The organism is Bartonella sp. AP280QHHD, from assembly GCF_042196125.1.
GTDB lineage: Bacteria > Pseudomonadota > Alphaproteobacteria > Rhizobiales > Rhizobiaceae > Bartonella.
On record NZ_JBHIPQ010000015.1, the window covers coordinates 220,530 to 234,367 of the forward strand.

The following is a 13,838-nucleotide window of genomic DNA, read 5'->3' on the forward strand; positions in this document are numbered from 1 at the left end:
GCAAAAAAATAAAGTGATCATGCAAAAGAAATGCCGTTTTTTGATAACCGGTTCCGTTTCCTTTTAAATTGAAGAATTTATTTATGCTTTTAGCTTTACAATACAACTAATAAGTGTAATTTGCAAATATAAAGCATCCAAACTGAATGAAAACTGAATGAAAAAAGAATCATTCAAGTTTTAAAGGCGCAAAGAAACAGCAAAAAATGACAAGAGTGATTGAAGCAAACGCAACAAACGTGTTAAAGAAAGAGCACCATTATGAAATTGTCGCAAAAAGCTTTTGACCAGTGTCACACTGAGAAAGAAAATGATCATGGATAGCAAGATTGTTCAACAGAATGAGATTCTTCAAGATGATATTCTCATTGAAAAACACGGAAGGGGTAAATTTGAAGGTTTTCGTTTTTATGCCAACAAAAACAGTACCGATCAAATAGCTGAGAAGCAAATTTCAACAGAGAATGAGAATTTGATTCTTGCTTTTTCCAAACGCGCGACACGTTTTTGTGCTTCTGCAAATGGAGATTTTACCCTCAGTTCTGATGGAATTGTGCGCTGGATTGGTCAACCCGTAGGACAACTTGTAGCAACAGAAGATTTTTTTAAACCAAAACTGATTGTTTTAGCAGATGAACAACTCACGGGAGAATCCCGCAATAACGTTGTGAAACGATTAGAACGCTTTGTCACCTTTCATTTTGAAACGACTTTAAAACCCCTGTTTGATTTGCGCAATGCTGATAATTTAACGGATTCAACAAACAGTCTTGCTTTACAACTTTTTAACTCTTTAGGGATTTTACCACGCCGCGAAGTCTTAGACATTGTCAAAAACCTTGCGCAAGAATCACGTGCCGTTCTTCGGCGTCTAGGCGTGCGTTTTGGCGCTTTTCATATCTATGTTGCCGGAATGCTTAAACCTGCTCCGGTTCAAGCCATTACTCTCCTGTGGAATCTTCAAAATGCGGGACAAGATCAAACTGGTTTGGGTGAAGTTTTTTCAGCATTATCTGCTGGTCGAACCTCTTTAATTGTTGACCCTACCTATAACCGCCAATTTTATCAATTAGCCGGCTACCGAATCTTAGGACAACGTGCTGTACGGATTGATATTTTAGAACGTCTTGCCAATCTCATCCGTCCCGCACTTCATTGGAAACAAGGAAGTGATCCTAAACCCGATGGAGCCTATGATGGCAAAAGTTTTTTTGTTACACCAGCCATGATGTCCATTCTTGGGGCCAATGGAAACGATATGGAAGAAATCCTCAAAGGACTTGGTTATCAATCGTACAGCATAAGCAATACTGTTTTTGAACAAAATCTCTTTGCACACCAAGCCTCTTCCCCTGTCAATAGGGCAATGCAAGATGTTCCTGCAGCAGAATGCGTTGGAAGTCAATGGCAAACAGTAAGCGATTTAGAAACAACACGAGAAGAAAAAAATACCTCATTCCCAAACACTTCATCCTCTGGTATTGAAAAACATCTCCATAAAACCAATCGTTTACCAGCAGCTGAACCTGTTGGGAATTTTGCCAAATCCCCTCGCTCTACAGAAGAAGATAAAGTTATTTTGTTATGGCATTATAAGCATCAATTTCCCCACCATGCACAAAAAAAACGTGATAAATTAGGAAATAAGTGGCAAAATAAATCGAAGAACGCTGTAAAAAAAGCGGAATACAAAAATGAAAATTCCCCTCAAGAAGCACCATCACAAGCAAAACGCTCTCATAAGTTCCACAAATCCCAAGGGAAACATGCAAATCATAAGCCCTTTCAAAAAGAAAAGCGCCTTAATCCTGATTCACCTTTTGCGAAACTAGCTGTACTACGCGATCAACTCACCAATCATAAAAACACGCACACACTTTCCTCTAAAGAGAATTAAAGTAACAAATGGAGTTTGATCTTGACCCACGTAGTAACCGACAACTGCATTCACTGCAAATATACGGATTGCGTTGAAGTCTGCCCAGTTGATTGTTTTTATGAAGGGGAAAATATGCTTGTTATTCACCCCGATGAATGCATCGATTGTGGTGTTTGCGTGCCAGAATGCCCAGCAGAAGCGATTTTACCTGATACAGAACCAGGATTAGAAAAGTGGTTAGAACTCAATCTTCATTATGCAAACAAATGGCCTAATCTAACCACCAAAAAAGATCCTCTTCCTCAAGCAAAAGAAATGGATGGTGTTCCAAATAAATTAGAAAAGTATTTTTCAGAAAATCCAGGAAGTGGCGAAGAGTAATGATAAAGTGTACACTCTCCTCCTTCAACGATTGAAAGACTTCTCTTGTAAAAATAAAAAATCCTTAAGCGAAATGATTGATTCTTTTAAATTTTGATGTTAGTGTTATTTTAACATGATCATCTTTCTAAGTATTTTTCTTTGCTTGTTATAGTAAAGCGGTGTATTTTTTGTTGATTTAAAAGTACTCGGCTTTTATGCTCACTTAATTGGTACAATATACTTGGTTAAAGAAAACTCAACCCTCAGGTTTATAACCTGTTTTCCGATACATTTGTTGATCATAAGGGAGTAAACTAAAATATGGCATCCCAACATGGAACGTCTTCCAAGACCAAAGAATTTGCAACCTCTGAATATATCGTCTACCCTACGCATGGAGTAGGACAAATTATAGCGATTGAAGATCAAGAAGTTGCAGGACATAAATTAAAACTTTTTGTCATTCATTTCGCGAAAGATAAGATGGATGTCAAAGTCCCCATTGCAAAAGCCCTTTCCGTTGGAATGCGTAAATTATCTGCTAGTGATTCTGTCGAACGTGCCTTAAAAGTTTTACGTGGAAAAGCACGCGTTAAACGGACCATGTGGTCACGTCGTGCACAAGAATATGATGCTAAAATCAACTCAGGAGATCTTATTTGTATCGCCGAAGTGGTCCGTGATCTTTTCCGCTCTAATCTACAGCCTGAACAATCTTACTCTGAGCGCCAACTTTATACAGCTGCTCTTGAAAGAATGGCCCGTGAAATTGCGGTTATCAATAGTCTTTCTGAAACAGAAGCTATCAATCTCATAGAGATGCATCTCTCCAACAAGCCGGAACGCGAGTTTAAAACTGAGAGAGAAGAAACAGATGAAAACAGTAAAGCTGTCTACGCTGCATAATACACTCTTTCATCATAATGATGATATTTCGATAAAACCAGCGAAAAGCTGGTTTTATTTTTTAACATCCTCTCTGCCCTTAAGGACAAAGTTTCTTAACCAGCGCCAATCTATAAACAATCTAACTTTTCGACAAATTCCTCTTCCTCATTTTCTTTCTTCATAGATAACAAACTGATTAATCATCATAATCTAGCATTATTCATATTAAATTAGAATCTTGAATATGGTAAGATTACTCATTTCAAATTTCTCTCATGTTGAATTAATCAAATCACTTGCTTGTCAATCACAAGCGGAGCTGATCTGTGGGTAAAAACTGTACAAAAAGAGCGAGACACTGTCTCAAGCACCAAAGGATATACCAACATTGGAATCTGGCAAGATGTGTAAGGCTGCAGGCTTGCTTTTTTATTAAGCGTAAAGATCATAGTGCCGTTTATACACTACACCGAAACTTTACCATTTACCCCCTTCTACAAAACCATTGGAACATTCAAAAACACCGTCATAAAATGGATGCCACAAATATTGAAAAATATTCCTTTTAAAAAAAGCGTGACAGTACAACATAAGCATATTTTGTCTTGGGCACTCTATTTTGCATGAGAAGCATTCCCCCCATTAAAAAACGCGATAAAAAAAGCATGAACTAAAACCATCATCTCCATTCTGTAAAAGGCATTCCAAATACTTTTGAAAGCTGTAAAATTAACTTAAAAAATAACAATAAAAATGAACGTTAGCATTGCCCCTTTCAATTTCATATTTTTCCAAAATGAGGTTTCTTATTTCAGAGATTACGAAATATATGCAATATTCTTACTCCAATCGGACACAAAAAATCTAGAACGATTCATAGAACTCTTAAAAGTCTCAATCTCTGTTTCAAACAAACCGCTAAAGATTGGATATTCTCAGCAGGAATTGTCCAGATATCATCTTCAATCTGATCTTCACGAATATGACGCAAAGGATTAGTATGAACGCCTGTCAGGATAAGCAAACGCAAAGCCAGTTGTGTTATGTTTTGTGTTTTACAGAGTAACTGATAAAAAGCAGGGACATCTTTCCAATCCATAGCTGGTCTATTTTACGTTTTATGACGTTGCTTACCTTAAGAGCGCGCGTGCTTTTTTTGCTTGTAAATCAACATCCAAACCCTAATGCAACCGCATGTTTAAGACAAAGATTAAGACGCTTCAGTGCTGTCTGAGCTGTTCCAGCTTTTGCATGCCAAATGGGAGAAAGCGTATTGCGTATCTCAGTTTGCGTAATCTCTGAAACGGGCAGACAACCTAATTTGGGGAGAATATAAAGGCGTCAGTGTAAAAACCAATCACACGCCTCACCATCATTTTTTAATTCAGCTTTACGGCTTTCAAAAGCATCTAAAGCAATATTTTTTAAATAATGGAGATTGCGCATTGCCTCACGCTTTTGTTTCTCACGTTCTTTAATGGGATCACGCCCCTCACGTAAAACAGCACCCCACCCAATTGCCAATTCACGGACTTGTTTAAAGAAACATCTCGCAACGCTCCCAAGCCCATTTCGCGGCCCCCGTGAAAGGTATAACGGTAAATCCATTGACCACCCCCATCTCTTACGTTTGTGAAGAAGCAAGCCGGTACCATCATTATATTTTCCAGCTCGTGGGTGTTACGACAGCCCTTGGCTCTTAAGACGATTCATAAGAACCATTTCTAGTCCTTTCTTATACAAATTTTATCCACACACTCATCCCACTTGTGACGTGCAAACGAGTGGTTTTGATTGATTCTAGATAGAGAGATTTGAAATAAGTGAATCTTACGTTATTCGGGGTTCTAATTCAATATGAAAAACAATGAATTATATATATAAATCAATATGTTGTCTAGTGATGAACAGATAACAAAAAAATCATAAACTTAGGTAAGAAACACTATAAAATCATTCATAAACCAGCTATGAACTGGAGAATCGTACCGGCTTTGATAAAATACTTTGCTCACCCCCACACATAACATATCTGGTTTTAAGTTTACTTATTTTTACAAGCTGTTCGCAACAAATCCCTTATATTCACAAAAATACGAAAAATATATGGACAATTCTTAGTTCAAAAATATGAAAAGACAGCGTGATATTCATAGAAAAGTCTCATGCACTTTTATCATAAAAAGCACTAAAGATTATTGAATGTGTACAACTTCTGTCTTGTAACGGTTTTCTCTTTTCTGCTCATAAGAAAGCACGCTGGCATCAGCATACACTTAACCCCAATGTTACAACAATTCTTACATTTGAAAATATTCATTATAAACATTTTTCCTTTTTTATAGAGTTTTCACCCACATGCCAGCCCCACTTGTGACCGAAAAGCAAGTGATTGTCATTGATTCAACATGGGGAAAAATTTGAAATGAGAAAATCCTACGATAGAGCTTCCATTCAAGGCGCAAAACAACAAATGATCTTTATAAATCAATGTGATGTCGATCTCTATTTTTTTAAGGAGAATCACATGTCACAATATAAGTCTATAGACAAACCATTGCCTTAAATATTCTCATAACAAACACCGGAAAACACCGGTATGCTTAAATCCTTACATAGATCAACCGCCTTAAACGATGATATTTTACGGTCTAATAGGATTCTCTCTATAGTCAATAAAGATTAAGTGCGATACAAAATGATTCTATTACTGAGCTAACTTATATCAATACCCAAGCTCTTAACGAAGTCATCATAAAAGACACTGATACAAGCAATCCCTTATAGCCTCTCAAGAAAACAAGAAAATCATCTCCCACAATAGAATCATTTCTCTACAGCAAAACTTTATCCCACACATGTTCTCAAGAAAAAGTGAAAAACGCATCTTACCCAATGCATTCACTAATGAAATAAAAGAAGTTCACCACTGGAAAAGAAAGAAAACGCTAAAGTTTTAACCACTAAAACAGAACGCCCACGATACATTCCCTGTTCCACATCGATAGAAGACGACGCAAGGGAACCTCAACATTCATCTTAAAGCGAAAATGCACGCCCCAAGCGTGCATTGATCGATGAAATAAAAGAAGTTGACCTCTGGAAAAGAAAGAAAACGCTCAGTCTTTAACCACTAAAACGGAACGCCCACGATACATTCCCGTTTTCAAATCAATGTGATGAGGACGACGTAATTCACCAGAATTTTTATCTTCGATATAAGTCGGCGCCTTCAGAGCATCAGCCGAACGGCGCATGCCCCTCTTCGCTGGAGAGGTTTTTCGTTTAGGTACAGCCATAAAAAGACACTCCAAATCCATTAAAACAGAAAAAGCAATGTCAAAAATGACAATGCTTCATTTAAAATACCATAAAATTTGAGTATATTATACACTGATAAAAAAGAAGAGGCAATGTCAAAATGATCCTCCTCTTACCAAAAATGACCTTCCTGTTATCAAAAATGGTGTCACAATAATCAAATGAATATCAAAAACACTGCAAAATTTAAGAATTTTATACACCAATGAAAGCTTTTTTATAAGCCCTTCATTCAATTTTTATTTGGTTTAAAAAGGGATTTGCGCATACAGTAGAGATACAGATAAAAAGAGAAGTTGATTTTTAATAAAAAACGACGCCAATTTATGAAAACAAGAAAAAGCAACAACCTTTCTCTTTAAACTTCATAATTTCATTTTTGTAAAAACAAAGGAAGCAAGAATGCACGAATTTACCACCCTTCTTGCAAAACATGGAAATACCGTTGAAAAGCGGCTTGATACCCTGTTAAGTGATCAAATCCAAACTGGTGAAATTTCACGCCCTAAAAATTTAATCAAAGCCATGCGCTATGGTGTGCTGAACGGTGGAAAACGCTTGCGTCCTTTTCTTGTAATTCAAAGTGCTGCACTTTTTGATGTCCCTGTAGAACATTCTCTTGATGTTGCGTGTGCCTTAGAATGTATCCATTGTTATTCGCTCATTCATGATGATCTTCCCGCTATGGATAACGATATACTCCGGCGTGGAAAACCCACTGTCCATGTAGCATTTGATGAAGCAACAGCAATTCTAGCAGGCAATGCCCTCTTAACATTTGCCTTTGAAATCATTGCCCATAAAGCTAGTAATCTATCTACAGATATTAGAATCAAGCTGATCACGTCTCTTGCACAATCGGCAGGACTTGGCGGTATGTTAGGTGGACAAATGCTGGACCTTGAAGCTGAAAAAAGACCGCAAGAAAGTACTGACATCATCACTCTACAACACATGAAAACAGCAGCCCTGATAAGCTTTGCTTGCCAAGCAGGTGCCATCATTGGCAATGCATCTAAAGAATTAACTGAAAAACTTACTGATTTTGGGACCTATCTTGGTTTAGCCTTTCAATTAACCGATGACCTTCTTGATGTCACTGCCAACACGCAAACCCTAGGAAAAACGGCTGGAAAAGATGAAACGGCACAAAAAGCCACTTTTGTTCATCTTTACGGCATTAAAGAAACCCAAAAAAAGCGAGATACACTCATCAGTAAAGCAGAAGCATTCTTACATCCTTTTGGCGCTAAAGCACTCCCCCTCCAACAAGCAGCACACTTTAGTGCAATACGCCAAAATTAAACTTCATCCGCCCTATTGTACATAGTGTACACCATCATATTTATTGAATGCATAATAGATTTTTCAAAGAAACATTACCATTAATCTCCATTATAGTCCTTATCATGAAATGGGTGCGACAAATCTTAAGAGGAATTTCATTAAAACAAGCCGCGTAAATTTATAACACAAATGCATTCTGGGTATCCTATTTTGCATAAAAAATGCCTTCCATTAAAGACTGAAAGAAACAAAAACGGTAAAGCAATGCGTAATATTCAGGCTTTAAAAGATATTACAGTGGATGCTTTAAAGCCGAATAAAAAACAACCGGAAAGAGGAAAACTCATTTTCTCCTTTATATCTTTAATCTTCTAACGATAAGGCAAAAAATAAACAGAATAAGTATAAAACCAGGCATTTTATAAACCCGCAAAAAACAATAAAAATGCCGATTGGCTTTGTAGCCTTATCAAAGTCATCTGTTGTTTATTGCCAACCCTAGGAGTACACTGCCCTCAGTAAAGAGTCGTAATTTTTATGCCTTTCCACGCTATCTTGTTGTAAAAGATCAAATATGGTCACATTCTGTAAATTCACTCGTGTATTACTTGCTCTCTAAAAACACTTTTACAAAAGTGCTCGTTGTTTAGTTTAGGCATCATTTTTTTGAAGCTCGTATTTAAAATATCAGAAAAAAATGAATATAATGGCTATTTTGATTTTTATGCCACCCTCAAAGAACAAAGTCTTTTAATCCAATCTGCTCTGTAAACAGTCTAGTGTCCTACCGAGTAGGTTTCTCTCGTTTTCCACGCATGCGATTCACTTAAACTAAAGACGCAATAAACAAGACTTAAGAATATTCACCATACACTTCTTAAAATACTTAATGTATCAAACAAGATACCTTCACCACCCCTCAAATGACAGTATGTTACGGCATAACAGGATAAATAAAGCCATTAATTTCAATAGAACGAAAGACCAAAAAAATATTATTACCGATCTCTCTTTTCTTAGCAAGAAATATATAATACATTGATTTATAATGATAATTTGCGGTTTTTAACTTGAATAAGAACCCTGAATACCGTAAGATTCTCTCATTTCAAATCTGTGTATGTTAAATCAATCAAAATCACTTGCTTGCACGTCACAAGCGGGAAAAGCCGTGTGGGGCAAAACATCAAAGAAAAGACTAAAAACTGCCTCTTATGAACCGTCTTAAAAGCCAAGGGCTGTCCGCAACATTAGGGGCTAGCAAAGTGAATAATTGTGTCGGCATGCTCCTTCAAAAGCAGAAACATTTTTATTTACAAAAGTGTGTAATAACTTCAATTGAATAATAATCATGATCACTGTACAACTTTAATTCATCACGCTCTTTATCTCGTTTATTCAATTCATCACATAAAAAGAAAATTGATAAGATTAAACAGAGAATGATCATTGCAACAGAAAGATAAAAAAAGTCCTTATTATTATATATAATAGCGCAATCTAATTTGTGATAAGTAGTTTTTTCAATCCAAGTGCAAATTTCCTCCTTTAAATGCAATTTTCTTATTAAGATGAAAAGCATCATTGTAAGTGAACCTATGCCTGTTGTAAAAGCTGGAAAATATGTCCACCTTTTGAAGCCATAATAAAAAAACATGCAACATGGCCAAGAAAATGCCGCGATTATCAAGAGTATTATAGCCATTGAATATCCTTCGAGAGAATTTTTCTCATTATCCATTCAATGTCATTTGTAAATTCTTCTTGGTTTCATCATGTCATATATCGTGTTTAGCTCTATGCAAAAACGCGCTATTTGTTTAACATTTTCATCATCACCGGTCCTCATACTCGACACGAGATCAATCATTTGTGTTTTGAAACTCATGCCATTTTCACTTGAAGAATTAAGAAACTTTTTCGCGTAATCAATCATGGGGTCGGTAGCATTCATAGACATATTATAGGCCCAAATAAAATCGTTTTCTCTCTAGTTATAGTCATTACGCAAACTGCTTATGACATTGAGTAACATATCTGCTGATATCCATTCATTATAATCACCACGCAATAAATTAACAAAACGTCCACATAAAACAATCAGTATGTGACGATGCCGTATAATGTCAAACTTTGGTACGATATTCTGATAGCCATGGCTGTATACAAATTTTTTTGCTTGTTCATGCTTTTGAAAATGTTCAAAAGCGCCGTAATTTTCACTGATATATTTTTCGTAAAGTCTATCGTACTGTTCTAGACTATCCACGCGCGTACATCCCAACAACACAGATACAAAAAAAGAGTTATCAATGTTACAACACGCGTTATGGATAACGATTTCATCGCTTTACCTTTTAATGACCATAATTTGTACGGCTTAACAGATTCCTATCAAATATATCAATATATGCTGTTTTCTTGTGGCTTATTTGTAGCAAATTGTACTCAACAATATTTCTGTACTTGGTTTTATTCCCTCTCAAAGAGGGGAGATATCATTCAAAGTTTCCATAGATAAGTTTATTATCTGGATCAGAAATTTTCTAACATCAGAAAATACAGAGCTAACGCCACAATCAAAGAGAAAATACTCAAAAACGAGAATGAACAACGTAAAAAAATTATCTCAACAAGATAATTGATATTTTAAAGAAAACAGCAATAAAACGCGTTAAATATATCAACAATAAAATCAGTCATGAGGAAAGCCTATTTGAACAGGCTATAAATTGTCCGACTGCTTAAATTAGCTCTAATGAGATAAAGTGTTACCAGCAAGGAACCAATAAAAACGGGAAAACTGCTCTATCACCATTCCTTAATAAGCATATAATCTGGCACAATCATTTTCTTTATCAGCGTCCAATCTTATCAGCAACTCTTTGTGCAATATTCATGAGCAGCATTTTTATTTCCTTTTTAACGATTATTATGCCAAGCCCACTTATAATGTACAAGCAGATGACTTTGATTACTTCAACATACATAGATTTGAAATAAGAGTAACTGACACTATTCAGTCTTTCTCATTCAACATGCAAAAACAACGATGCGCCTTAATAAATCAAAGCCTTGCCCCACTATGAAACCCTATAAAACACGTATCGTAATAAGTTAATATTCTCACTGAACTTTTTTGAGAGTTCCTTCTAAAAAAAATACTGCTAACAAGTAAATCAATAAATAAATAGCAAAAATATAAACGAGTGAGAAAAAGCCAAATATATTGACCATATACGCACTCATGTAAAAAAATACCAATAAGCTAAATCTCCCAACAGTTGACAAGAAAGATTCATATGTAGCCCTGAAATAATCACTAATACTATCATGCAAAACAACTTCTACACGAAGATATGTATACTTAATGAGATAAAAAATCATACAGACTAAAATGACAGCCATTTCTTTTCTTGGTTCAAAGAAAGCAACGGTAAAAATCAGTGAAGCCGAAAGAAACAACAGTAAAATAAAATTCACTCTTTCACTTAGTTTTGTAAAGAGAAGACTAGCCAAGAGCTGAGAGAACAATATAAGTGAAAATGTCACACCAAGATCAAAATAAGTGACATTAATATTATGATCTTTAAATATCCACTGCCAATACTGCGAGAATATATTGAAAAAGATCAATGAAAAATAAAAGCATAAAGAGATATAAGGAACTTTAATAAAAATAGACAACATCTCCTTAGCTTCACAAATGAGAGAATTCACTTTATTTGGTTTTTTCTCCCCCTTCAAGTCATCAAGAAAAAACAAACCAAATAGTGTCGTCATCAACATTAAAAACGCCGCGATATACCATATATATTGGCTAGAATAATCAGCAAAATATGCCCCGATTAAACTGAATATAAACATGCCGATGTAATTATATTGAGAGCTGGAACCAAGCACTTTTTTAGTAGATGTCAATTTTTCTTTTGCATATTGAACAAGTAAAGCATTATAGGCCCCCGCAATCAATGTCAGCGATAAGGCATTAAAAGTTTCTGCCAAAAGAAAACCATAAAAGCTTGTAGAAAATCCCATGAGAAAGAGCCATGTGGCAGCAAAAGCCGCTGCCAAAACGATCGATATTTTATAACTTTTTCGATCAGCAAAATATCCCAGAGGAATATCTGTAACCATCATAATAAAAGCCTGAAACGACTTAATGACACCAATATCAATAAGCGTTAAGCCTTTTTCAAGCATATAAAAGACAATAAAGGCGCCAGTTAAAATCCTTATACCATTAAATAAAAAGCCAAACGCTAATATACTTGTCATGCACTCCCCCAATAACGCCAAAAAAGGCACCCGTATACATCATTTTATATCCATATAAAAGCTTACATTTTACGACAAATAGGACTATAATCGCTATAAGGATTTCCAATCCTATCAATTTGATACCCCAAAAAATGCTGGGAAAATGCCTGAAAAATCAATAAACAATGTTCTTTCTATAATTTGATATTTGAAGAATCCGTTAAATATTTTACTGTCTCAAGAGCAGCCAAAAACCAGCAACAACATTTACGGATCCATTTAAAGTATTCATATCGTTTTGCTTAATAGTCTTAACACACTCAAACTCATTAATATCCTTCATAAGCTTCTGATTCTAAAACAGGCATATCATCTGGTTTTACCTAAAATAATAAGCAACCAACAACAGTATTGACCATAGCTAAAGCAGCATACAACAGCACCCTCTTCACATTGAAGACAGCTTGTTTTAAAAAAAACGACACACCCTTTTTACTTCAACCTTATGCGATTTTTACCTCAACCTTGCCCAAAGCGTGTATGAATATAATCACTCAAAAGCGCTTCAAATTCTTCAGCAATGTGATCACCCCGCAAAGTTTTTACCTTTTGTCCCTCAATAAAAACAGGTGCCGCAGGACTTTCCCCCACTCCAGGCAAAGAGATTCCAATATCCGCATGCTTTGACTCCCCCGGTCCATTGACGATACATCCCATCACAGCAACCTTCAAGCTTTCAACGCCAGGGTATTTTTCACGCCAAACAGGCATATTTTTGTATAAATCTGCTTCAATTTTTTGCGCCAATTGTTGAAAGACCGTAGAAGTTGTGCGCCCACAACCAGGACAAGCCGCAACAACAGGCAAAAATTGGCGAAACCCCATCACTTGCAAAAGTTCTTGCCCCACCTTTACTTCTCGTGTCCGATCACCACCAGGTTTTGGTGTTAAGGAAATTCGTATCGTATCACCAATCCCTTGCTGTAATAAAATACCCAAAGCCACCGAAGAAGCAACAATGCCCTTTGTTCCCATCCCAGCTTCCGTTAATCCCAAATGAAGAGCATAATCACAACGCGCCGCCAAGGTGGTATAAACAGCAATAAGATCTTGGACATCACTCACTTTAGCAGAAAGAATAATTTTATCACGCCCCAATCCTAACTCTTCTGCTAAAGCAGCCGAAAGCAAAGCCGACTGAACAACAGTTTCCCGCATCACTTCAGCCACAGATAAGGGTTTTTCTTGCTGTGCATTTTCATCCATAAGCCGTGTTAACAACGCATTATCAAGAGAGCCCCAATTCACGCCAATGCGAATAGGTTTATGATACCGACAAGCAATCTCAATAATTTCTGCAAATTGACGATCTTTTTTTGCGCCAAAACCAACATTTCCAGGATTGATGCGATATTTTGCAAGCGCCTCAGCACACGCAGGATGCTCAGATAAAAGCTTATGACCAATATAATGAAAATCCCCCACCAATGGGATAAAAAATCCTAACCTCTCCAATCGCTCCCGTATTTTTGGTACAGCCGCCGCCGCTTCATCGCGATCAACAGTAATTCGAACCAATTGTGAACCAGCTTGCCAAAGAGCAGCTACTTGAGAAACAGTTGCATCAACATCAGCGGTATCTGTATTAGTCATTGACTGTACAACTATCGGGCTCTGCCCCCCAATAATCACATCACCAACAACAACACCAACAGATCGACGACGCTCAAGTGGTTTAGATAAAAAATAGGTCGTACTCATCAAGTCCTCAAATTTTTAAAACCTGCGCTATCAATCATTATTTACATTGACTTCCTCCGCGCTTCAAAGGACGAAAATT

General features: G+C 36.4%; 8 protein-coding genes and 1 pseudogene. 4 read left to right on the forward strand and 5 right to left on the reverse strand.

Going from position 1 to position 13,838, the window contains the following annotated elements:
- The first annotated feature begins 316 nt into the window (after nt 1-316).
- The 3 genes from ACFIMK_RS02090 to ACFIMK_RS02100 all read left to right on the forward strand — a co-directional run bounded on the left by ACFIMK_RS02090 (nt 317) and on the right by ACFIMK_RS02100 (nt 3,148).
- Nucleotides 317-1,897 carry a hypothetical protein gene (locus ACFIMK_RS02090; protein ID WP_375613182.1) on the forward strand — a complete coding sequence of 527 codons (1,581 nt, stop codon included), beginning with the start codon at nt 317-319 and terminating at the stop codon, nt 1,895-1,897.
- Between the two features lie 21 nt (nt 1,898-1,918).
- Complete coding sequence (gene fdxA, locus ACFIMK_RS02095; protein ID WP_015856977.1) at nt 1,919-2,260, forward strand: ferredoxin FdxA; 342 nt, start codon at nt 1,919-1,921, stop codon at nt 2,258-2,260.
- Nucleotides 2,261-2,563: 303 nt separating this feature from the next.
- Nucleotides 2,564-3,148 (forward strand): CarD family transcriptional regulator, encoded by a 585-nt coding sequence (locus ACFIMK_RS02100; protein WP_273790499.1) that lies wholly within the window; start codon nt 2,564-2,566, stop codon nt 3,146-3,148.
- A 907-nt stretch (nt 3,149-4,055) separates the two neighbouring features.
- On the opposite strand, the pseudogene ACFIMK_RS02105 reads toward ACFIMK_RS02100, so the two are convergent.
- Together ACFIMK_RS02105 and rpmF are read right to left on the reverse strand one after the other, a co-directional pair.
- A pseudogene (locus tag ACFIMK_RS02105) lies at nt 4,056-4,774 on the reverse strand (tyrosine-type recombinase/integrase); the annotation flags it as partial.
- A gap of 1,475 nt (nt 4,775-6,249) precedes the next feature.
- Nucleotides 6,250-6,429 carry a 50S ribosomal protein L32 gene (rpmF, locus tag ACFIMK_RS02110; protein ID WP_005774555.1) on the reverse strand — a complete coding sequence of 60 codons (180 nt, stop codon included), beginning with the start codon at nt 6,427-6,429 and terminating at the stop codon, nt 6,250-6,252.
- Between the two features lie 424 nt (nt 6,430-6,853).
- On the opposite strand from rpmF, the gene ACFIMK_RS02115 reads away from it, so the two are divergent.
- Nucleotides 6,854-7,756, forward strand: a complete 903-nt coding sequence (locus ACFIMK_RS02115; RefSeq protein ID WP_375632065.1) for a polyprenyl synthetase family protein — start codon at nt 6,854-6,856, stop codon at nt 7,754-7,756.
- Nucleotides 7,757-9,728: 1,972 nt separating this feature from the next.
- On the opposite strand, the gene ACFIMK_RS02120 is transcribed toward ACFIMK_RS02115, so the two are convergent.
- From ACFIMK_RS02120 to ispG, 3 genes are all read right to left on the reverse strand, one after another.
- The gene (locus ACFIMK_RS02120; RefSeq protein WP_375682647.1) at nt 9,729-10,007 is read right to left on the reverse strand and encodes a hypothetical protein; all 279 of its coding nucleotides are present in this window, start codon (nt 10,005-10,007) and stop codon (nt 9,729-9,731) included.
- Nucleotides 10,008-10,864: 857 nt separating this feature from the next.
- The gene (locus ACFIMK_RS02125) at nt 10,865-12,016 is read right to left on the reverse strand and encodes an MFS transporter (RefSeq protein WP_375629662.1); all 1,152 of its coding nucleotides are present in this window, start codon (nt 12,014-12,016) and stop codon (nt 10,865-10,867) included.
- A 501-nt stretch (nt 12,017-12,517) separates the two neighbouring features.
- Complete coding sequence (ispG, locus tag ACFIMK_RS02130) at nt 12,518-13,759, reverse strand: flavodoxin-dependent (E)-4-hydroxy-3-methylbut-2-enyl-diphosphate synthase (RefSeq protein WP_375682648.1); 1,242 nt, start codon at nt 13,757-13,759, stop codon at nt 12,518-12,520.
- Nucleotides 13,760-13,838: the final 79 nt, after the last annotated feature.

Bases quoted from the DNA above. Each gene is read 5' to 3' on its own strand.
- rpmF (WP_005774555.1), bottom strand. From the start codon at position 6,429: ATGGCTGTACCTAAACGAAAAACCTCTCCAGCGAAGAGGGGCATGCGC.
- ACFIMK_RS02100 (WP_273790499.1), top strand. From the start codon at position 2,564: ATGGCATCCCAACATGGAACGTCTTCCAAGACCAAAGAATTTGCAACC.
- ACFIMK_RS02090 (WP_375613182.1), top strand. From the start codon at position 317: ATGGATAGCAAGATTGTTCAACAGAATGAGATTCTTCAAGATGATATT.
- ACFIMK_RS02115 (WP_375632065.1), top strand. From the start codon at position 6,854: ATGCACGAATTTACCACCCTTCTTGCAAAACATGGAAATACCGTTGAA.
- ispG (WP_375682648.1), bottom strand. From the start codon at position 13,759: ATGAGTACGACCTATTTTTTATCTAAACCACTTGAGCGTCGTCGATCT.
- ACFIMK_RS02125 (WP_375629662.1), bottom strand. From the start codon at position 12,016: ATGACAAGTATATTAGCGTTTGGCTTTTTATTTAATGGTATAAGGATT.